This is a genomic window from Pseudomonas syringae pv. tomato str. DC3000, from assembly GCF_000007805.1.
Classification (GTDB): domain Bacteria; phylum Pseudomonadota; class Gammaproteobacteria; order Pseudomonadales; family Pseudomonadaceae; genus Aquipseudomonas; species Aquipseudomonas avellanae.
This window is the reverse complement of record NC_004578.1, coordinates 4623891-4643645: the sequence shown is the minus strand read 5'-3', so window position 1 is coordinate 4643645 and position 19755 is coordinate 4623891. Positions and strand designations below refer to the sequence as shown.

At 60.5% G+C, this 19755-nt stretch carries 16 protein-coding genes; 6 read left to right on the top strand and 10 right to left on the bottom strand.

The genetic code is table 11. From position 1 onward, the window contains the following. The first annotated feature begins 2 nt into the window (after positions 1 to 2). From PSPTO_RS21340 to PSPTO_RS21320, 4 genes are all read left to right on the top strand, one after another. Positions 3 to 1151 carry a serine hydrolase domain-containing protein gene (locus PSPTO_RS21340; RefSeq protein ID WP_005764919.1) on the top strand — a complete coding sequence of 383 codons (1149 nt, stop codon included), beginning with the start codon at positions 3 to 5 and terminating at the stop codon, positions 1149 to 1151. 153 nt (positions 1152 to 1304) lie between these two features. Beyond that, positions 1305 to 2450: an OmpA family protein gene (locus PSPTO_RS21335; protein ID WP_011104881.1), complete on the top strand. Its 1146-nt coding sequence runs from the start codon at positions 1305 to 1307 to the stop codon at positions 2448 to 2450. Positions 2451 to 2723: 273 nt separating this feature from the next. Further along, entirely contained in the window at positions 2724 to 3371 is a 648-nt protein-coding gene (pdxH, locus tag PSPTO_RS21325) for a pyridoxamine 5'-phosphate oxidase (protein WP_005764922.1), read from the top strand. A gap of 147 nt (positions 3372 to 3518) precedes the next feature. Further along, positions 3519 to 3983: a glycine zipper 2TM domain-containing protein gene (locus tag PSPTO_RS21320; RefSeq protein ID WP_003381490.1), complete on the top strand. Its 465-nt coding sequence runs from the start codon at positions 3519 to 3521 to the stop codon at positions 3981 to 3983. A 350-nt stretch (positions 3984 to 4333) separates the two neighbouring features. Here PSPTO_RS21320 and PSPTO_RS21315 read toward each other — a convergent pair whose 3' ends face one another. The 8 genes from PSPTO_RS21315 to PSPTO_RS21280 form a co-directional block, all read right to left on the bottom strand. Next, a complete protein-coding gene (locus PSPTO_RS21315) occupies positions 4334 to 5947 on the bottom strand; it encodes an NAD(P)/FAD-dependent oxidoreductase (protein WP_005764923.1) in 1614 nt (537 codons plus the stop codon). A gap of 96 nt (positions 5948 to 6043) precedes the next feature. Beyond that, positions 6044 to 6724 (bottom strand): lipoprotein, encoded by a 681-nt coding sequence (locus tag PSPTO_RS21310; RefSeq protein WP_003381486.1) that lies wholly within the window; start codon positions 6722 to 6724, stop codon positions 6044 to 6046. Between the two features lie 284 nt (positions 6725 to 7008). Beyond that, the gene (locus PSPTO_RS21305; RefSeq protein ID WP_005764926.1) at positions 7009 to 7710 is read right to left on the bottom strand and encodes an ABC transporter ATP-binding protein; all 702 of its coding nucleotides are present in this window, start codon (positions 7708 to 7710) and stop codon (positions 7009 to 7011) included. Then, positions 7711 to 8478 (bottom strand): high-affinity branched-chain amino acid ABC transporter ATP-binding protein LivG, encoded by a 768-nt coding sequence (livG, locus tag PSPTO_RS21300; protein ID WP_003381484.1) that lies wholly within the window; start codon positions 8476 to 8478, stop codon positions 7711 to 7713. After that, on the bottom strand, positions 8475 to 9740 hold the full coding sequence (locus PSPTO_RS21295) for a high-affinity branched-chain amino acid ABC transporter permease LivM (protein ID WP_005764931.1): 1266 nt from the start codon (positions 9738 to 9740) through the stop codon (positions 8475 to 8477). The genes livG and PSPTO_RS21295 overlap by 4 nt, the downstream gene beginning before the upstream one ends. Continuing rightward, positions 9737 to 10660 (bottom strand): high-affinity branched-chain amino acid ABC transporter permease LivH, encoded by a 924-nt coding sequence (gene livH / locus PSPTO_RS21290; RefSeq protein ID WP_003381481.1) that lies wholly within the window; start codon positions 10658 to 10660, stop codon positions 9737 to 9739. The genes PSPTO_RS21295 and livH overlap by 4 nt, the downstream gene beginning before the upstream one ends. A 225-nt stretch (positions 10661 to 10885) precedes the next feature. Then, entirely contained in the window at positions 10886 to 12010 is a 1125-nt protein-coding gene (locus tag PSPTO_RS21285; RefSeq protein WP_005764936.1) for a branched-chain amino acid ABC transporter substrate-binding protein, read from the bottom strand. Between the two features lie 65 nt (positions 12011 to 12075). Next, positions 12076 to 12339: a hypothetical protein gene (locus PSPTO_RS21280; RefSeq protein WP_005764938.1), complete on the bottom strand. Its 264-nt coding sequence runs from the start codon at positions 12337 to 12339 to the stop codon at positions 12076 to 12078. On the opposite strand from PSPTO_RS21280, the gene PSPTO_RS21275 reads away from it, so the two are divergent. Further along, positions 12338 to 12643 carry a DUF2288 domain-containing protein gene (locus tag PSPTO_RS21275; protein ID WP_005764940.1) on the top strand — a complete coding sequence of 102 codons (306 nt, stop codon included), beginning with the start codon at positions 12338 to 12340 and terminating at the stop codon, positions 12641 to 12643. The two genes, PSPTO_RS21280 and PSPTO_RS21275, sit on opposite strands and share 2 nt — an antisense overlap. A gap of 124 nt (positions 12644 to 12767) precedes the next feature. On the opposite strand, the gene PSPTO_RS21270 is transcribed toward PSPTO_RS21275, so the two are convergent. Next, positions 12768 to 15059 (bottom strand): putative bifunctional diguanylate cyclase/phosphodiesterase, encoded by a 2292-nt coding sequence (locus tag PSPTO_RS21270; RefSeq protein WP_046463431.1) that lies wholly within the window; start codon positions 15057 to 15059, stop codon positions 12768 to 12770. 233 nt (positions 15060 to 15292) lie between these two features. Between PSPTO_RS21270 and PSPTO_RS21265 the strand changes: the two genes are divergently transcribed. Further along, on the top strand, positions 15293 to 16702 hold the full coding sequence (locus tag PSPTO_RS21265) for a spinster family MFS transporter (protein WP_005764944.1): 1410 nt from the start codon (positions 15293 to 15295) through the stop codon (positions 16700 to 16702). A 103-nt stretch (positions 16703 to 16805) separates the two neighbouring features. On the opposite strand, the gene rapA is transcribed toward PSPTO_RS21265, so the two are convergent. Further along, positions 16806 to 19652, bottom strand: a complete 2847-nt coding sequence (gene rapA, locus PSPTO_RS21260; RefSeq protein ID WP_005764946.1) for an RNA polymerase-associated protein RapA — start codon at positions 19650 to 19652, stop codon at positions 16806 to 16808. Positions 19653 to 19755 lie beyond the last annotated feature (103 nt).

The following is a 19755-nucleotide window of genomic DNA, read 5'->3' as shown; positions in this document are numbered from 1 at the left end:
CGTTGCAGATCCAGGGTCATTACGAACTTCAATTCGAAGCGGTGCGTGAAGCCTTTGCGGCGCTTTTTGACGATCCTCAGGAACGTGGCGCTGCCTTGTGCATTCAGGTCGGCGGCCAGACGGTAGTCGATCTCTGGGCGGGCACGGCCGACAAGGACGGGGCCGAGGCGTGGCATACCGATACCATCGCCAACCTGTTCTCCTGCACCAAGACGTTCACCAGTGTGGCGGTCTTGCAACTGGTCGAAGAGGGCAAGCTGAAGCTGGATGAACCCGTCGCCAGGCTCTGGCCCGAATTCGCCGCTGCCGGCAAGGGCTCGATCACCTTGCGTCAATTGCTCTGCCATCAGGCGGGTTTGCCCGCGCTGCGCGAGCCACTGCCTGCAGAAGCGCTTTACCAGTGGGAGACCATGACAGCAGCGCTGGCGGCTGAAGAGCCGTGGTGGACGCCGGGGCAGGGCCACGGTTATGCGGCGATCACCTACGGCTGGCTGGTGGGCGAGATGCTGCGCCGTGCCGACGGGCGCGGGCCAGGCGAGTCCATTGCTGCGCGTATCTCGCGTCCGCTGGGGCTGGATTTTCATGTCGGTCTGGCAGATGACCAGTTTTATCGCGTCGCGCATATCGCGCGCGGCAAGGGCAACGCGGGCGACGCTGCCGCTCAGCGCGTGCTGCAAGCGACGATGCGCGAGCCCGCGTCCATCACCGCCAGGGCGTTCACCAACCCGCCGTCGATCATGACCAGCACCAACAAGCCGGAGTGGCGCCGCATGCAGCAGCCGGCGGCCAACGGTCATGGCAATGCGCGCAGTCTGGCAGGTTTCTATAACGGCTTGCTTGATGGCAGCCTGCTTGAAGCAGACATGCTCAATGAACTGACTCGAGAGCACAGCCTCGGCCAGGACAAGACCCTGCTGACCTCGACCCGCCTTGGGCTGGGTTGCATGCTTGACCAGCCAGCGGAGCCCAACGCAACGTTCGGTCTGGGCCCCAAGGCATTTGGTCATCCGGGGGCAGGCGGTTGCGTGGGCTTTGCCGACCCGGATTACGACGTGGCGTTCGGCTTCGTCACCAACACCCTGGGCCCCTACATTCTGATGGATCCTCGCGCGCAAAAGCTGGTTGGCGTACTGCGTGAGTGTTTGCAGTAAGTATCGGCCATAAGTGCTTGTTTCATACCGACTGTCAGTTAAATGGCTGTAACAGGAACCGTACGACGGTTTCTTTTTCCAACTGCATCTTTATGCATGTTATACCGGCGTAGTTACGTCCTTCTGTCTGATCAAAACCGTTGCGGGTCATCCATGTCGTCCAATAAAAGCCTCGTTCTCGCCCTGTGCATCGCTGTTACCGGCTGTGCTCAAACTCCTCAGTCCGACTCTGCTGCAACCGGAGGCCATTGGTGGCAGTTCGGTTCTGGCAGCGAGTCTTCCGATGCCGGCACCGATGCGAAAGCTCCCGCACCGGCTCCGGCGCCCGCTCCGGTGGCCAAGGCTGCTGCAACACCGGCCGCTGCGGCTGGCGCTGAAAGCAGCGGCCCGTGGTACTGGCCGTTCGGCTCCAATGACAACGCGCAGGCAAAGCCTGATGCCGTTGCCAGCAAGCCGGCAGACAAGCCTGCTGCGCCTGCGATGGTTGCCAAGTCGGAGACCGATACCAAGTGGTGGTGGCCGTTTGGTGCCGAAGGGCAGAAGGACGAGCCTAAAGCGCTGCCGATGCCCGATCCGAAAGTGACCCAGGCCTGGCTGGACGAGTACGAGCCGCGTCTGCGCGCTGCCATCAAGGACAGCCCGTTCCAGCTGGAACGTCGCGAAGACCTGCTGGCGATCACTGCGCCGGTCGACAGCTCCTTCAACCCGGACCGCCCGGCCATGTTGCTGCCCAACACACTGGGCCCGATCACTCGTCTGGCCAAGGTGGTCGAAGGTGATCAGAAGACCGCAGTGCTTATCCTCGGCCACGCTGACACATCGGGCCCTACCGAAGGTAACCAGAAGATCAGCCAGGAGCGTGCGCAATCCGTTGCCGCGATCTTCCGCCTCAGTGGTCTGGAGCGTAATCGCCTGAGTCAGCGTGGCATGGGCGCGGTCATGCCGCGTGCCGCCAACGACAGCCTGGAAGGCCGTGCGCTCAATCGCCGTGTCGAGATTCTCATGACGCCGCAGGACACCATGCGCGCCCTGATGGCCCGTTACGCGCTGCCGCCGGTTGCTCCCGTCATGGTCGCCACCCAGAACGTCAAGCCAGTAGCGCCAGCACCTGCTGCCGCGCCTGCCAAGAAAGCCGCCGTGGCGAAGAAAGACACTGCCAAGAAAGCGCCGGCCAAGGCCAGCACCGCCAAAAAGGCTGCGCCTGCCAAGACCACCACCGCTGCGGCTAAAAAGCCAGCAGCCACCAAGGCCTCGGCCAAAGCGCCTGCCAAGAAAGATGACAGCCAGGCCAGTAACTGAGGCCTGACCCAAGGAGCGGACCGGGCCACGCTTCGCTTGTCCGCTACCTGTAGGAGCGGACTGGTCCGCGAACTGTCGGGAACCGACAGCAAAACCTGTGACTATCGTGCCGACGCTTTGCGTCGGTACGCCGTTCTGGACGCTCTGCGTCCGATCTTGAGTGCGCGTTGTAGCTCAGATTTGTGACGCAGAGCGTCAAGGGATGCACGCCAACGCGGAGCATTGGCACGATGGTCAATAAGCCCCCCGTAAAACCTGCGCAGGAATGAAACCATGACTCAGACCCTGGCCGACATGCGCCGCGATTACACGCGCGACGGGTTGACCGAAGCGCAGTCGCCGCAAGAGCCGTTTGCGCTGTTCCACACCTGGTTTGAAGAAGCAGTGAAAACCGAGCAACCACCGGTCGAGGCCAACGCCATGACCCTGGCCACGGTCGATGAGGAAGGACGCCCCCATTGCCGGGTTTTGCTACTAAAGGGGCTTGATGCTCAGGGCTTTACCTTCTTCACCAACTACGAAAGCGCCAAGGGTCGGCAATTGGCCGCACATCCATTCGCGGCCATGACTTTCTTCTGGCCAGCGCTGGAGCGTCAGGTGCGTATTGAAGGCCGGGTCGAAAAGGTCAGCGCTCAGGAGTCCGACGCTTATTACCAGGTACGCCCGTTGGGCAGTCGTCTTGGCGCATGGGCATCGCCGCAAAGCCGGGTGATTGCCGATCGCGACGAACTGGAAGGCTTGATCAGACAGACGGAACAACGCTTCGCAGACACCCAGCCACACTGCCCCGAGCACTGGGGTGGCTACCGTCTTTTGCCAGAGCGAATCGAGTTTTGGCAGGGAAGATCCAGTCGCCTTCACGACCGTTTGAACTATCGTTTGATAAACGCCAAATGGGCACGCGAGCGTCTTGCCCCCTGATTGAATTATTCGTCTGCTCAGCCGTCTGAGCGTTAGACAGGCCGTCGCTGTATGACGCCTGAATGAACTTAAATTGCAGGACCGGGGCCGTGACAGCATCGTTGTCGGGTAGTCTAATGGCCACTGGTTCCTCTGGAGATTCCTTTTATGCGCAAGTCTGCTCTTCTGGTTGCTTCGTTCACTGCGATGGCGTTGATGCTGGGCGGCTGTACCTCAAATCTGACCGGTGATTCCTATTCCCGCGATGAGGCCAGGACTGTACAGACTGTCCGCATGGGCACCATCGAATCCTTGCGTCCGGTCAAGATCGAAGGCACCAAGACGCCAATCGGCGGTGTTGCGGGCGCGGTCGTCGGCGGCGTTGGCGGCAGCGCCATCGGTGGCGGTCGCGGCAGCGTCGTGGCTGCAGTGATCGGCGCGGTGGCAGGTGGTCTGCTGGGTTCAGCGACCGAAGAGGGCCTGACCCGCACGCAAGGTGTTGAAATCACCGTACGTGAAGATGATGGCAGCATGCGTGCTTACGTGCAGCAGGTTCAGGAAAACGAGATTTTCCGGGTCGGCGAGCGCGTACGCATCATGAGCGTCAACGGCACGAGCCGCGTGAGCCACTGATCTGCAACGCTGCACACCAAAACCCCGAGCCGAAAAGCTCGGGGTTTTTTGTCTTCTGCGTCAGATGGATTGTCACGCAAGGCATGCAGTTCCGGACTGCTACGCGTCACACCTATGCTGCAACACAACGTCATGCCTTGCCCATCGTCACTGCACATAAACAAAAGCGCTTTTTTATCACGATGGCACTGACGACGCCGATTGCGACGTAAGTGACGGCTGAGCCCTGCTGATCCGGGGGTCGCCGCAACGGGCCATCCGCAGAACCCTTGTGTGACGCGGAGCGCCACACAGAGGACGCAGAGCGTCCAGAACTGCATGCCGACGCAGAGCGCCGCACGATAGTGGGGTCAGCCCTCGATCCCCAGCATGTCGCGCACCAGTGCTTCGGCAACCCGAATGCCGTCCACGCCTGCCGACAGGATACCGCCCGCATAGCCCGCGCCTTCACCGGCCGGGTAAAGGCCTTTGGTATTCAGGCTCTGCATAGTCGGGCCGCGAGTGATCCGCAGCGGTGCCGAGGTGCGGGTTTCGATGCCGGTCAGCACTGCATCGTGCAGCGAGAAGCCTTTGATCTGCTTGTCGAACGCAGGCAACGCCTCACGGATGGCTTCGATGGCAAAGGCGGGCAGGGCCTCGGCCAGGTCCACCAGTTTCACGCCTGGCTTGTAGGAAGGTTCTACACTGCCCAGCGCCGTTGACGCTCTGCCGGCGATGAAGTCGCCGACCAGTTGCGCGGGGGCTTCGTAGTTGCTGCCGCCCAGCAGGTAAGCGTGGGATTCCAGACGCTCCTGCAGCTCGATACCGGCCAACGGGCTGCCAGGAAAGTCCTGCTCCGGCGAAATACCGACCACGATGCCCGAGTTGGCATTGCGCTCGTTGCGCGAATACTGACTCATGCCGTTGGTGACCACTCGGCCAGGTTCCGACGTTGCTGCTACCACCGTGCCGCCAGGGCACATGCAGAAACTGTAAACCGAACGACCGTTGCTGGCGTGATGCACCAGCTTGTAATCCGCCGCGCCCAGTTTCGGGTGCCCGGCGTATTTGCCCAGCCGTGCACGGTCGATCAGCGATTGCGGGTGCTCGATGCGAAAACCCACCGAGAACGGCTTGGCTTCCATGAACACGCCACGGCCGTGCAGCATACGGAAAGTGTCACGGGCGCTGTGGCCCAGCGCCAGGATGACGTGCCGGGACTCGATCTGTTCACCGCTGTCGAGCTGGACGCCCAGCAACTGGCCGTCCTCGATCATCAGGTCGGTCACGCGCTGCTGAAAGCGCACTTCGCCGCCCAGCGCTTCGATCTGGTGACGCATGTTTTCAACCACACCGGTCAGGCGGAACGTGCCGATGTGCGGTTTGCTGACGTAGAGAATTTCTTCCGGCGCGCCCGCTTTCACGAACTCGTGCAGCACCTTGCGGCCGATGAATTTCGGGTCCTTGATCTGGCTGTAAAGCTTGCCGTCGGAGAACGTACCGGCACCGCCTTCACCGAATTGCACGTTGGACTCGGCGTTGAGCACGTTCTTGCGCCACAGCGCCCACGTGTCCTTGGTGCGCTGGCGCACTTCGGTGCCGCGCTCGAGGATGATCGGCTTGAAGCCCATCTGCGCCAGCAGCAGCCCGGCAAAAATGCCGCACGGCCCGAAGCCCACCACTATCGGGCGCTCGCTCAGGCCTTCAGGGGCGTGACCGACCACTTTATAGCTGACATCCGGTGCCGGGCCGACGTGACGGTCATTGGCGAGCTTGCGCAGCAGCGCTGCTTCATCCTTGACCTGAAAGTCGATGGTGTAGATGAAACACAGCTCGGACGACTTCTTGCGCGCGTCGTAACTGCGTTTGAAGAGGGTGAAGTCCAGCAATTCGCTGCTGTCGATGCCCAGGTGCTGCAAGAGTGCAACGCGCAGGTCTTCTTCCGGGTGATCGATCGGCAGCTTGAGTTCGGTGATTCGTAACATTAAGGGGTCCAGTTTTCGGGCCGCAGGTTCAGCCCGACAGCACTACAAGACCGGCGATTATAAGCGCTGAACCCCTTTGGCGGCGAGCCTGCCCGATCAGTCGTCGCGCGAACCGCCGTAATAACCGCAGCCGCGCTGGGCCTGGCCGTTGATACGCAGCTCTGCGGTGAGGTGCTGCACCGAGCCGTCGACGCTGTCAACGCAGCGCTGCGGGGCTACCCAGATCTCGATGCGCTGGTTGTTGGCTTCGCTGCTGACGCTGAAACTGCCATCGGGAAGCTTCTCTTCCACGTACGGCAAGGCCAGGGGGGCGAGCCCTTCGCGCTCCAGCACCATGCCTTTGCCACTGACGTTGACGTTCCAGGCAGGTTTGTTGCCGTTGACGTGCAGCGTCAGGCGTTTGAAATTGAGGTCTTCACAGGCCTGACCGGGACGCTCGACGCGATACAGCTGATGCAGGTCCACCTGGCCATCGCTGTTGGCCGCCTTGCTCGCAGTAAAACTGCCGCGCAGGTCGGCAAACACCTTGCCGTTTTTGTCGGCCAGCGAAGCGGCTTCCTGCAAAATGCCGGTATTGCCGCGATCCTTGACCACATAACGACGCTGCTCGTTGCATGGCTTGAACAGCAATTGGCCGTTGCTGCCAGTCAGATCGCCCTGCATACGGAGCATGCCAGCCGTAGAAACCTTCGGTTCCTCGGCCTGTTTACCGAGCAACTGACACCCGGCAAACAGCGGTAGAAGGGCAAATACGAGGACGGAACGGGCAGTGAACATGATGTGGTCTCCAGACAGGTGCCGCCACGTTACTCAGACTGGAGATGCATCACAAGGGTTGGAATGTCTATCGCGTGCAGGAGCGGACCGAGCGTCGCTTCGCTTGTCCGCGAACAGCCGGGGACCGGCAGCAAAACCAGCCGCCTTGGTGTGCCTGACACAACCGAAGTGGCCGGCCTTGGGGCCGCTTCGCAGCCCATTGCGGACAAGCGAAGCGTCGCCGGGTCCGCCCCTACGCCTCCGGGCAGAAACCGGGGCGTGGATGACGGGTGTCCTGGGCAATCTCAACCGCCCAGGTACGCATCCCGCACTTTCGGATCAACCAGCAGTTCTTCACCCGTGCCTTGCATGACCACGCGACCGTTTTCCAGTACGTAGGCGCGGTCGGCGACTTTCAGGGCCTGATTGGCGTTCTGCTCGACCAGAAACACCGTCACCCCGTCACGGCGCAGTTGTTCGACGATCTCGAAAATCTGCTGAATGATGATAGGTGCCAGGCCCAGCGACGGCTCGTCCAGCAGCAATAGCTTGGGCTTGCTCATCAGCGCACGGCCGATCGCGAGCATCTGTTGTTCGCCACCGGACATGGTGCCGCCACGCTGATTGAAGCGTTCCTTGAGGCGCGGGAAGAGGTGCAGAACCTTGTCCATCTGCTCCTGATAGTCAGCATTTTCCGTGAAGAAACCGCCCATCGCGAGGTTTTCTTCGACCGTCAGGCGCGCAAACACACGACGGCCTTCCGGCACGACGGCGATGCTCTTGCGCATGATAATCGAGGACTCCAGCCCGACCAGTTCTTCGCCCATGTAGCGAATGCTGCCGCTGTGCGCACGCGGCGAACCGCACAGGGTCATCAGCAGGGTGGACTTGCCCGCACCGTTGGCGCCGATCAGGGTGACGATTTCGCCCTGACGAACCTCCACGTTGACGCTGTGCAGTGCCTGGATCTTGCCGTAGAAGGTGGAAACGTTTTCGAACTGCAGCATTTACGCTTCCCCCAGGTAGGCTTTGATCACGTCAGGATTGTCGCGAATCTGTTCCGGCGTACCGTCTGCCAGAGGCGTGCCCTGATTGATCACCACAATGTGGTCGGAAATGCTCATCACCAGTTTCATGTCGTGCTCGATCAGCAGGACCGTGGCGTCGTGCTCGTTGCGCAACACACCGATCAGGGCTTTCAGATCGTCGGTTTCTCTGGGGTTCAGCCCGGCTGCCGGTTCGTCGAGCATCAGGATGCGCGGGCGCGTCATCATGCAGCGGGCGATTTCCAGGCGGCGTTGCTGACCATAGGCCAGTGTTCCGGCAGGGCGGTTGGCGAACTCGCGCAGGTTGACGGCTTCGAGCCAGTGCTCGGCATAGTCCATCGCTTCGCGTTCGCTGCGACGGAACGCCGGGGTCTTGAACAGGCCGGACAGGAAGTTGGTGTTCAGGTGCCGGTGCTGAGCAACCAGCAGGTTCTCCACCGCAGTCATTTCCTTGAACAGGCGCACGTTCTGGAAGGTTCGAACCACGCCCTTGCGGGCAATCTGATGCCCCGCCAAGCCTTGAATCGGCTCGCCGTCCAGCAAAATGGTGCCGGCGCTTGGCTTGTAGAAGCCGGTCAGGCAGTTGAAGACTGTGGTCTTGCCCGCGCCGTTGGGGCCGATCATCGACACGACCTGACCTTTATTGACCGTCAAGGCCACACCGTTGACCGCCAGCAGGCCGCCAAAACGCATGCTCAAGCCGGTGGCTTGCAGTAATGGGCGGCTCATTTGGGCAGCTCCGCTTTCAATTTCATTTCAGGCCGTTGCATCGGCAGGAAGCCTTGAGGACGCCAGATCATCATCAGCACCATCAGGGCGCCGAACATCAACATGCGGTAGTCGCTGAACTCACGCATCAGTTCCGGCAGCAGGATCATCACAATGGCCGCCAGAATCACGCCCAGTTGCGAGCCCATGCCACCGAGCACAACGATGGCGAGGATGATTGCCGACTCGATGAAGGTGAAGGATTCGGGTGTCACCAGGCCTTGGCGGGCCGCGAAGAAGCTGCCGGCGAAACCGGCGAATGCAGCGCCCAGGGTGAAGGCCGACAGCTTGATGACGGTCGGATTCAGGCCCAGCGCGCGGCAGGCGATTTCGTCTTCACGCAGCGCCTCCCAGGCCCGGCCGATCGGCATGCGCAGCAGACGGTTGATGACGAACAGCGCCGCCAGTGCCAGCAGCAGGGCGATCAGGTAGAGAAAGACAACCTTGTTGATCGAGTTGTACGGCAGGCCGAAATACTCGTGAAAGGTCTGCATACCTTCGGCCGCTTTGCGCTCGAACGTCAGGCCGAAAAAGGTCGGCTTGTCGATGTTGCTGATGCCATTCGGGCCACCCGTCAACTCGGTGAGGTTACGCAGGAAAATACGGATGATCTCGCCGAACCCCAGCGTCACGATGGCCAGATAGTCGCCGCGCAAACGCAATACCGGGAAGCCCAGCAAGAAGCCGAACACTGCCGCCATCATCCCCGCAATCGGCAGGCAGATCCAGAAGCCGAGCCCGTAGTAATGGGACAGCAGGGCGTAGCTGTAGGCACCGACCGCATAGAAACCCACGTAGCCGAGATCGAGCAGGCCGGCCAGGCCGACGACGATGTTCAGGCCCAGGCCGAGCATGACGTAGATCAGGATCAGCGTGGCGATGTCCACCGCACCGCGCGAGCCGAAGAACGGCCAGATGAAGGCCAGCACGATCAGGGCCGCCAGGCCCCAGCGCTGGGTTTTCGGCTGAGTCAGGAAGTCGCTGGTCTTCTGCGGGATCAGCGGCTTTTCCGAGCCGCGACGCAGGCTGCTGATTTGCTCGGCGAACAGCACGCGCAGAAACAGCAGCACCGAGCACACGGCAATAATGGTCAGGGTCAGCGGGCTGGCATTCTGCACTTGCAGGGTCACGCCGGAGAACGCCAGTTTCAGGCCGAACACCGGGTAGGCCACGGCCCAGACCAGTGCGGCGCTGAACAGCGCCTGTTTGAAAGACTTGCTCATACTTTTTCAACCTCCGGACGACCCAGAATACCGGTCGGTCGGAACAGCAGCACCAGAACCAGCAGGCCGAAGGCCACGACGTCCTTGTACTGATCACCGAAAATGTCGGCACCGAACGCCTCGGCGACGCCCAATACCAGACCGCCGAGCACCGCGCCAGGGATCGATCCTATACCGCCCAGCACCGCCGCTGTGAACGCTTTCAGGCCGACCAGAAACCCGGCACTCGGGTTGATCACGCCGTATTGCATGCTCAGCAGCATCGCGGCGACGGCGGCCAGTGCCGCGCCGACCACGAAGGTCAGGGCAATGATGTTGTTGGTGTTGATGCCCAGCAGGTTGGCCATTTTCATGTCTTCGGCGCAGGCGCGGCAGGCGCGGCCCATTCGCGAGCGGGAGATGAACAGGGTCAGGCCGGTCATGGCCAGCAGGGTGACGACGAACACCACGATCTGCATGTAGGAAATAAGCACTTCCTGCGAACCACCGGGCCCGAACGACAGGCTGCCGGGCAGCAGGTTGGGGATGGCAAAGTTGCCGGAACCCTGAGAAAGCTGAACCGAGTTCTGCAGAAAGATCGACATGCCGATCGCAGAAATCAGTGGAATCAGACGGTTGCTGTTGCGCAATGGCCGATAGGCCACACGCTCGATGCTGTATCCGTAGGCGCTGGTTACGACGATCGCTGCGGCAAAGCCGGCAATCATCAGCAACGGCAGGCTATGAATCCCCAGCATCGCCAGACCGGCGAGTGCCATGAAGGCCACATAAGAACCGATCATGTACACCTCGCCATGGGCGAAGTTGATCATTCCAATGATGCCGTACACCATCGTGTAGCCGATGGCGATCAATGCATACGTACTGCCAATGGTCAGACCATTGACCAGCTGCTGCATGTAGTGGAAAAACTCGGGCATTTACCGCGCTCCTAAAAACCTGATCTGCATTTCTCTGATGTGCGCCGGGGTGGCATTCTGTCGATGCCTAGCCTGTTGCGCCGTCAGCGAACCGCTGGTGACGGTTTTAAGATTTTCAGGGGGCCTCGTTACGCAGTGTTGTTGATATCGGTCTGCGTGCGGGCCTGGATGTGTAAAACAAAGCCCACTGCACAGGCAGTGGGCTTCGATGAGTGACGCAGCAGCTTATTTGGCGGCTTCGGTCTTCGGTTTGCCGAAGTGCCACTCGTAGACCACGAACTGGAAGTTCTTCAGGTCGCCCTTGGCGTCGTAGCTCAGCTCGCCCATTGGGGTCTTGAAGGTGCCGGCATGGATGGCAGCTGCCACCTTGGCGGTGTCTTCGGACTTGGCGGCAGCGATGCCGTCAGCAATGACCTGAACGGCGGAGTACGACGGGTACACGAACGGGCCGCTCGGGTCCTGCTTCTTGTCCTGGAACGCTTTGGTCAGTGCCTGGTTGGCCGGGTCCTGATCGAAGGATTTCGGCAGGGTGACGAGCATGCCTTCGGAGGCATCACCAGCAATTTGCGAGATGGACTCGTTGCCGACGCCTTCAGGACCCATGAACTTGGCGTTCAGGCCCTTTTCCTTGGACTGGCGCAGGATCTGCCCCAGCTCAGGGTGGTAGCCGCCGTAGTAGACGAAATCGACATTGGCTTGCTTGAGTTTGGCGATCAGCGAGGAGAAGTCCTTGTCGCCAGCGTTGATGCCTTCAAACAGCGCAACCTTGAAGCCTTTGGCTTCCAGCGTCTGCTTCACGGCTGTCGCGATACCTTCGCCGTACTGCTGCTTGTCGTGAATGACAGCGACGATTTTCGGTTTGGCGACATCGGCAATGTAGTTGCCTGCTGCCGGGCCCTGAGCGCTGTCCAGACCGATGGTGCGGAACACCATCTTGTAGCCGCGCGCGGTGATTTCCGGGCTGGTGGCAGCCGGGGTGACCATGATGATGCCTTCGTCTTCGTAAACATCGGACGCTGGCTGAGCGGAGCTGGAGCACAGGTGACCGACCACGTATTTCACGCCGTCGTTGACCACTTTGTTGGCGACTGCAACGGCCTGTTTCGGGTCGCAAGCATCGTCGTACTCGACGGCTTCAAGCTTTTTGCCATCGACGCCGCCTTTGGCGTTGATCTGCTCGATGGCCATTTTGGCACCGTTGAACTGCATGGTGCCGTACTCGGCAACAGGACCGGTTTTCGGGCCGGCGATGCCGATCTTGATGGTGTCAGCTGCGAACGAATGGCTGGCAACCCCCGCCATAACCAGTGCGGCAAACAGCCTTGAAAGCTTATTGGTACCCTTAGTCATGATGCTCCACTCTTGCGTTGTAGTTTTTATAATCCTGATGGCCGAGGCTCCAGGACCGGATTCGATTACCGGTTTTCCCCGCTCCGCCAACTGTACCGGAACAGTTTAGAGTGCCGGTCAATGGCTTGGAAAGCCGCGTGCCGGGGCGCCAACCGATGGGTGTCGCTTAATCGAAAGAAAGTTACAGAATCCAACCACTTGAGTGTCTGAAAAACCTTCAGATCCATAAGGTTATCTGCATCTCCCTGCGACTTTTCACCTGCTTCTGGGCTTGCCTGCGGGAAAGTCGGCGTTATCATTGCGCCGATTTTCTTTCTGGTGAAACCCATGACGCAAGAACCTAGCACCCTCTATGCCAAACTGCTCGGCGAAACCGCCTCAATCACCTGGACTGAATTGCAACCATTCTTTGCCAAGGGTGCCCTGTTGTGGGTCGAGCTGCCTCTGGATTTGATCGAAGTCGCCGAGGCCGTGGCCGAAAATGATGCAGCGAGGGTGTCTGCGTGGCTGGCCGACGGGCAGGTTGGCAAGGTGTCTGAAACCAAGGCGCTTGAGCTGGTAGAGACCGATCCGCAGCTGTGGGCGGTGGTGGTGGCACCTTGGGTTCTGATTCAAAACAGGGCGAATGTCTGAGTTTTGCACCGTATGAGTGCTCGCCCGTCTGCCTGATTGGGTTGGAAGGTAACTCTCTGGCGGTCTGCGTGGCGTAAAACCACACCTGCCGATGAGCGTTTTACCGATCCCCATCGCAGAAGCGTCAGGTGCGAACGGGGCGGTGGCTGACAAAGCTGTCGCTGTCGGGCAGCTCGTCGAACGGGTCGATGGGTTCTGGTACATCGATGTCCGGCTCTTTGGAGACCGGAAACGGCAGCACCGGCCATCGACTGTTCGCTTCGCGTGCGTTCATCTGTTTGGCAAGAGGCAGGATTCGCTCCAGTGGCTGCGGTCTGCTGAACAGATAGCCTTGCACGTAATCACTGCCGAACTGGTTGAGAAACTCCAGTTGTGCAGGGGTTTCCACGCCCTCGGTGACCACTTTCAGGTGCAGGGTGTGCGCCATGACGATAATCGCCTGGACGATTTCCATGTCTTGCGGCGAGTCGGGGATGTCGATAATGAATGACCGGTCGATCTTCAGCGTGTCAAGCGGCAGGCGCTTGAGGTAGGCGAGTGACGAATAGCCCGTACCGAAGTCGTCGATCGACAGCGACACCCCCAGGCTGCGAATGTGCTTGAGCATCAGGATGGTGTTGCTGATATTGCCCATCAAGGCATTTTCGGTCACCTCCAGCTCCAGCCGGCCAGGCGCGGCATTGGCGTCGGCCAGCGCCTGCTCGACCTCTTCGACCAGCTCGTCGCGGCCAAGCGTCAGTGCCGAACAGTTGACGGTGATGATCAACTGTTCCAGACCCTCGTTGCGCAAGGTGGCCAGATCACGACAGGCACGGCGCAGCACCCAGTTGTCCAGCTCGGCAATCAGACCGTTGGCTTCGGCAATGCCGATGAAGCGAACGGGCGCCAGCAGGCCGTGCTGCGGGTGATGCCAGCGCACCAGCGCTTCCAGCTTGGCGACGTGGCCGGTGCGCATGTCGACGATAGGCTGGTAGTAGACCTGCAGGCCTGTCTCTTCACGCAGGGCGTTGCGCAGTTCTTCCTCAAGGTGCAGTTCCAGGCTGGCCTTGGTCTTGAGTGCCGGGCTGAAGAAATTCACCCGGTTACGCCCGTTACCCTTGGACTGGTAAAGCGCAAGGTCTGCGTGCTTGAGCAGTTCATCGCAGGTCGAGCCGTCACGCGGGAAGACCGCGATGCCAATGCTGGTGGTCATGACCATGCGCCGTCCTGCCAGCGCGATGGGTTCCTTCATTTTGTGCATGACTCGATGCGCCAGATGCCGCGCCTCTTCGTAATCGGGAATGCTCAGCAGAATGCAGAACTCATCACCGCCGAAGCGTGCAACCACGTCTTGAACACGCGTGGCGCTGCGGATGCGTTCGGCGATCACCTTGAGCAACTCGTCCCCGGCATCATGCCCCAGGCTGTCGTTGATGCGTTTGAAGTGGTCGATGTCCAGAAACATCACTGCCAGCATGCCTTTGCTGTGGGTGTGCTCCAGCAGCTTTTCAGCGAATATCTGATTGAAGCCGCGGCGGTTGATCAGGTTGGTCAGCGGGTCGTAATGCGCCACTTGCTGGAGCGAAACGCGTGCCTGATCCAGCTGGGTGAGCAGGGCGTTGACCCGTTGCAGGTCATTTTCCTTGCCCTGCAGCTTCTTGTCGGCCATTGCCGCGCTGATACTCCCGGCGATGATCAGCAGGGTAATGGCCGCAATGGTCAGCCCCAGTTGTTGACTGTTTTCGGTGCCGGGAATGTGCAGCTCGGCGTTCTCGGGGATAACCAGGCGCAGCGCTCGCATGCCCATCAGGTGCATGGTCAGCAAGCCTGCGCCCAGCAGCAGGCTGACGCCATAGCGAAACATCTGATGGAACATGCCGCTGTACTGACGCAAGTGGCGTGACAGAGTCAGCAGCGCGATGCTGGAGAGCACAGCGACCACGATCGACAGCGCGAACATTCGCGGCTCGTAGTATTGCGTGGCTGCGGAGCGCATGGCCGACATGCCCAGGTAGTGCATGGTGCTGATGCCTATGCCCATGATCACCGAGCTGATCAGGCAGCGCTTGAGGGTCAGCTCCGGGATGGTCAGGGCTTTCATGGCGCCCAGTGCCGTGATCAGCACGATCAGCAGCGACACCAGGGTAATGGTCAGGTCGTAGGAGATTTTCAGCGGTGCCTGAAACGCCAGCATGCTGATGAAGTGCATGGCCCACACACCGCCCGCCAGGCAGAGTGCGCCCAACGCTTTCCATACGCGCCGGCTTGTAGTGGCATCCACATGAATGACGCGGTCGGCGATGTCCAGCGTGGCAAAGCACGCCGCGCACGCCACGCCATAGGCCAGCGCTACCAGAAACAGATTATGACTGCAGTCGACCAGCAATTGCCCGTCCGCTGGCAGGCCAGCGAACATGTTCAAACCCAGCCACTCCATAGCGTGCCCTATTTTGACTACCAGGGCGCCAAGGCTTAAGGCCTGGCGATTTGAGCTGAGTATAGAAGTTGTTTACAACCTGCCACCCAAATGAGGGGACATTTTGACATCAGTTCAATAACGAATAGTTATAAAAGGCCATCACGCACCTGCCGTAGTTACGAATATTTACAGACAGACAACCTTCCTGCTTCTAGATTTGAGTGACTGACCATAGAAGGACGAATGGCGCCATGAACAAGCTCCCGCCGGAAAACGCGACTCAAGCGGCCAATGCCTGGCGTGTTCTGTTCCTGTTGTTTTTGGCCAATCTGTTCAACTTTTTCGATCGCACCATTCCGGCAATCATCGTTGAGCCTATTCGTCTGGAATGGCACTTGAGCGATTTTCAACTGGGCATGCTCGGCACTGCGTTCACACTGGTCTACGCCATCGCCGGCCTGCCGCTGGGGCGCATGGCGGATAACGGGTCGCGCAAAAAACTGATGGGCTGCGGGCTGGCGGTCTGGAGCGGCTTGACGGCGGTCAATGGCATGGTCGGCAGTTTCTGGGCGTTCCTGCTGGTACGCATGGGCGTCGGGATAGGCGAGGCCAGTTATGCGCCTGCGGCCAACTCGCTGATCGGCGACCTGTTTCCTGCCCACCGGCGTGCACGTGCAATGGGCCTGTTCATGCTCGGTCTGCCATTGGGCTTGCTGTTGGCGTTCTTTACCATTGGTGCGATGGTCAAGGCGTTCGACAGCTGGCGTGCGCCATTTTTCATTGCGGCGGTGCCCGGTCTGTTGCTGGCGGTGTTGATCTTTTTCATCAGGGAGCCCAAGCGCGGCGCTGCCGAAAACGTGCGTATGTCGCAAGCGAAGATCGACAAGCCGATCCGCCGCGTGCTGTCGATCCCGACCTTTCGCTGGCTGGTGCTGGGCGGTCTGACCTTTAATTTTGCGACCTACGCCTGCAATTCATTCATGGTGCCGATGTTGCAGCGCTACTTCCTTCTGCCGTTGCAGGAAGCGGCGGTGGCGACAGGGATCATCGTGGGCGTTACCGGTTTGATCGGCCTGACGCTGGGCGGCTGGATTGCCGACAAGCTGCACCAGCGCTCCGCCAATGGCCGGCTGCTGTTTGCGACTTTCAGCATGCTGGTCGCCGCGCTGGCGACAGGCTATGCGTTGCATGCTGGACGAATCGAGATCGGTGTATTTGTCGGCGTTTTCAGCCTTGGCTGGCTGTTTGCCTACAACTTTTACACCTGCGTCTACACCGCGATTCAGGACGTGGTCGAGCCACGCCTGCGGGCAACCGCCATGGCGTTGTTCTTTGCCGGGCTCTATCTGCTCGGTGGCGGGCTTGGGCCGGTGGTGGTCGGTCTGCTGTCTGATCACTTCGCCCACTCGGCGATGGGCGTGGCGGGTGTCGAGGTCATGAACGAAAGCTTCAAGGCCATCGGCCTGCACGACGCCATGTACCTGATCCCGGTCGCGCTGTTTCTGACCCTGCTGTTTCTGTATCAGGCATCGCGCTGCTTCAGCCGGGATGCCGAACGGATGACGGCGCGCATGGTGGCGGAAGAACCAGTGGCGGGGTTGGCGGAAGGGGTTGCCTACTTTGGCCCCATCAAAGTAGGTCGCCGAGGGGCGAAAAGGTGATTCGAGCCGTGAACAAGCATCACTGCCATCGCAGATCGCTGTGACGCGGAGCGTCACGAAATGCATCCCCACGCGGAGCATGGGGAGGAGAGTCAGCGCGGCGTCAACCCGCAACCAGTACCCTAATCGCCTCAAGGCGCAGCGCGGCTTTTTCAAGCATCGCCAGACCTTGTTCGCGCTGAGTGCGCAAGGCGACCAGTTCGCTGTCACGCACGGTAGGGTTGACCGCCTGCAAAGCGGTCAGACGTGCCAGTTCCTCTTCGGTGTCGGCTGCCAGACGGCGTTGTGCTTCGGCCACGCGTTCAGCGTGCTTGGGAGTGATTTTCTCTTCGCCTGCGTTGATCCTCGGGGTCAGCTGATCACGCTGCGCCTGGATGAACTTGTTGGCGCTGGCGCGTGGCACACTTTCAAGCTGATCGTTCAGGGTATTGAACGAGACACGGCTCGACAGATCGTTGCCATTTGCGTCGAGCAGGCAGCGCAGTGCAGCAGGCGGCAGGTAGCGTCCCAGTTGCAATGAGCGCGGCGCGACCACTTCGCTGACGTAAATCAGCTCCAGCAGCACAGTACCCGGCTTGAGCGCCTTGTTCTTGATCAGTGCCACCGCCGTGTTGCCCATCGAACCGGACAGCACCAGGTCCATGCCGCCCTGGACCATCGGGTGTTCCCAGGTGATGAACTGCATGTCTTCACGAGACAGTGCCTGATTGCGGTCGTACGTGATGGTCACGCCTTCGTCGTCGCCCAGCGGGAAGCTGGCGTCGAGCATCTTCTCGCTCGGCTTGAGGATCAGGGCATTTTCCGAGTGGTCTTCGCTGTCGATGCCAAAGGCGTCGAACAGGGTTTCCATGTAGATCGGCAGGCTGAACTGATCGTCCTGTTCGAGAATATCCTCAACCAGTGCCTCACCTTCGCCAGCACCACCGGAGTTGAGCTCCAGCAGCCGGTCGCGGCCAGTGTGCAGCTCGCTTTCCAGACGCTCGCGCTCGCTGCGGGCTTCATCGATCAGGCTCTGCCACTCATCGTCGTCACCGCTTTCCAGCAAGGGCAACAGGCGCGGTCCAAACTGATGCTGCAGCGCGTTACCGGTCGGGCAGGTGTTGAGGAACGCATTGAGCGCTTCGTGATACCACTGGAACAGACGCGCCTGGGGGCTGGTCTCCAGGAATGGCACGTGCAGCTCGATGACGTGTTTCTGGCCGATCCGGTCCAGACGCCCGATGCGCTGTTCCAGCAGGTCCGGGTGCGACGGCAGGTCGAACAGGACCAGATGGTGGGAAAACTGGAAGTTGCGGCCTTCGCTGCCGATTTCCGAACAGATCAGTACCTGAGCGCCAAACTCTTCGTCCGCAAAATAGGCTGCGGCGCGGTCGCGCTCAAGGATGTTCATGCCTTCGTGGAACACTGTGGCCGGAATGCCGGAGCGCACGCGCAGCGCGTCTTCCAGGTCCATGGCGGTTTCAGCGTGAGCACAGATGACCAGCACCTTGACGCGCTTGAGCATCTTGAGCGTGTCGATCAGCCATTCGACGCGTGGGTCAAAGCGCCACCAGCGCTCCTCTTCGCTGGCATCCGACTGCGACTGGAAACTCACTTCGGGGTAAAGATCGGCGTGCTCGCCAACCGGCAGTTCAAGGTATTCAACAGGGCAGGGCAGCGGGTATTGATGCAGTTTGCGCTCCGGGAAGCCCTGCACGGCGGCGCGGGTGTTGCGAAACAGCACGCGGCCGGTGCCGTGACGGTCCAGCAGTTCGCGAATCAGACGTGCCTTGGCTTCGTCGTCGCCGGCATTGACCGCCGCGAGCAAGGTGTCACCTTCGGCACCGAGGAACCCGTGGATGGTCTTCTGCGCCGCAGCGGACAATTTGCCCTTGTCGAGCAGTTCCTGAACGGCCTGAGCCACCGGGCGATAGTTTTCGCTCTCGGCGCGGAAGGCTTTCAGGTCGTGGAAACGGTTCGGGTCGAGCAGGCGCAGGCGGGCGAAGTGGCTGTCCTGGCCCAGTTGTTCTGGCGTTGCGGTCAGCAGCAGTACGCCGGCAATGACCTCGGCCAGTTGTTCGACCAGCGAGTATTCACGGCTGGCCTTTTCTTCGTGCCAGACCAGGTGGTGCGCTTCGTCGACCACCATCAGGTCCCAGCCCGCCGCGAACAGGGCGTCCTGCGCCTTTTCGTCTTCGACCAGCCATTCCAGCGCAACCAGCGCCAGTTGGGTGTCTTCAAACGGGTTGCCGGCATCGCTTTCCATGAAGCGTTCGGCGTCGAACAGCGCAACCTGCAGGTTGAAGCGGCGGCGCATCTCCACCAGCCACTGGTGCTGGAGGTTTTCCGGAACCAGAATCAGCACGCGGTTGGCGCGCCCCGACAGCAACTGGCGATGAATCACCAGGCCGGCTTCGATGGTCTTGCCCAAACCCACTTCGTCGGCCAGCAATACGCGTGGCGCGATGCGGTCGGCGACTTCCCGGGCGATGTGCAATTGGTGCGCAATAGGTTGCGCACGCACGCCACCCAGGCCCCAAAGCGAGGACTGCAACTGGCGGCTGGTGTGCTCAAGCGTGTTGTAGCGCAGCGAAAACCACGACAACTGGTCGATCTGGCCCGCGAACAGACGGTCGGTCGCCAGGCGGAACTGGATGAAGTTCGACAGTTGGGTTTCCGGCAGCGTGACCACTTCGTTCTGCGCGTTCAGGCCGTGGTACACCAGCAGGCCGTCGACATCGTCGACTTCGCGAACGGTCATCTTCCAGTTTTCGAAGTGCGTGATCACATCGCCCGGCGAGAAGCGCACGCGGGTCAGCGGCGCATTACGCAGTGCGTACTGGCGCGTCTCGCCAGTGGCCGGATAGAGCACGGTCAACAAGCGGCCGTCCTGTGCCAGAACGGTGCCTAAACCCAGCTCGGCTTCGCTGTCACTAATCCAGCGTTGCCCCGGTTGATACTGCTGCGCCATGCTGCCTGTCTCCCGCTTGAAAAAGCTGACTATGTTAACGGAACGCGCACCGAAGACCAAAGGTGACGTGAAAAAACTCGCCGTCGGGGCGTGCGACGCATCA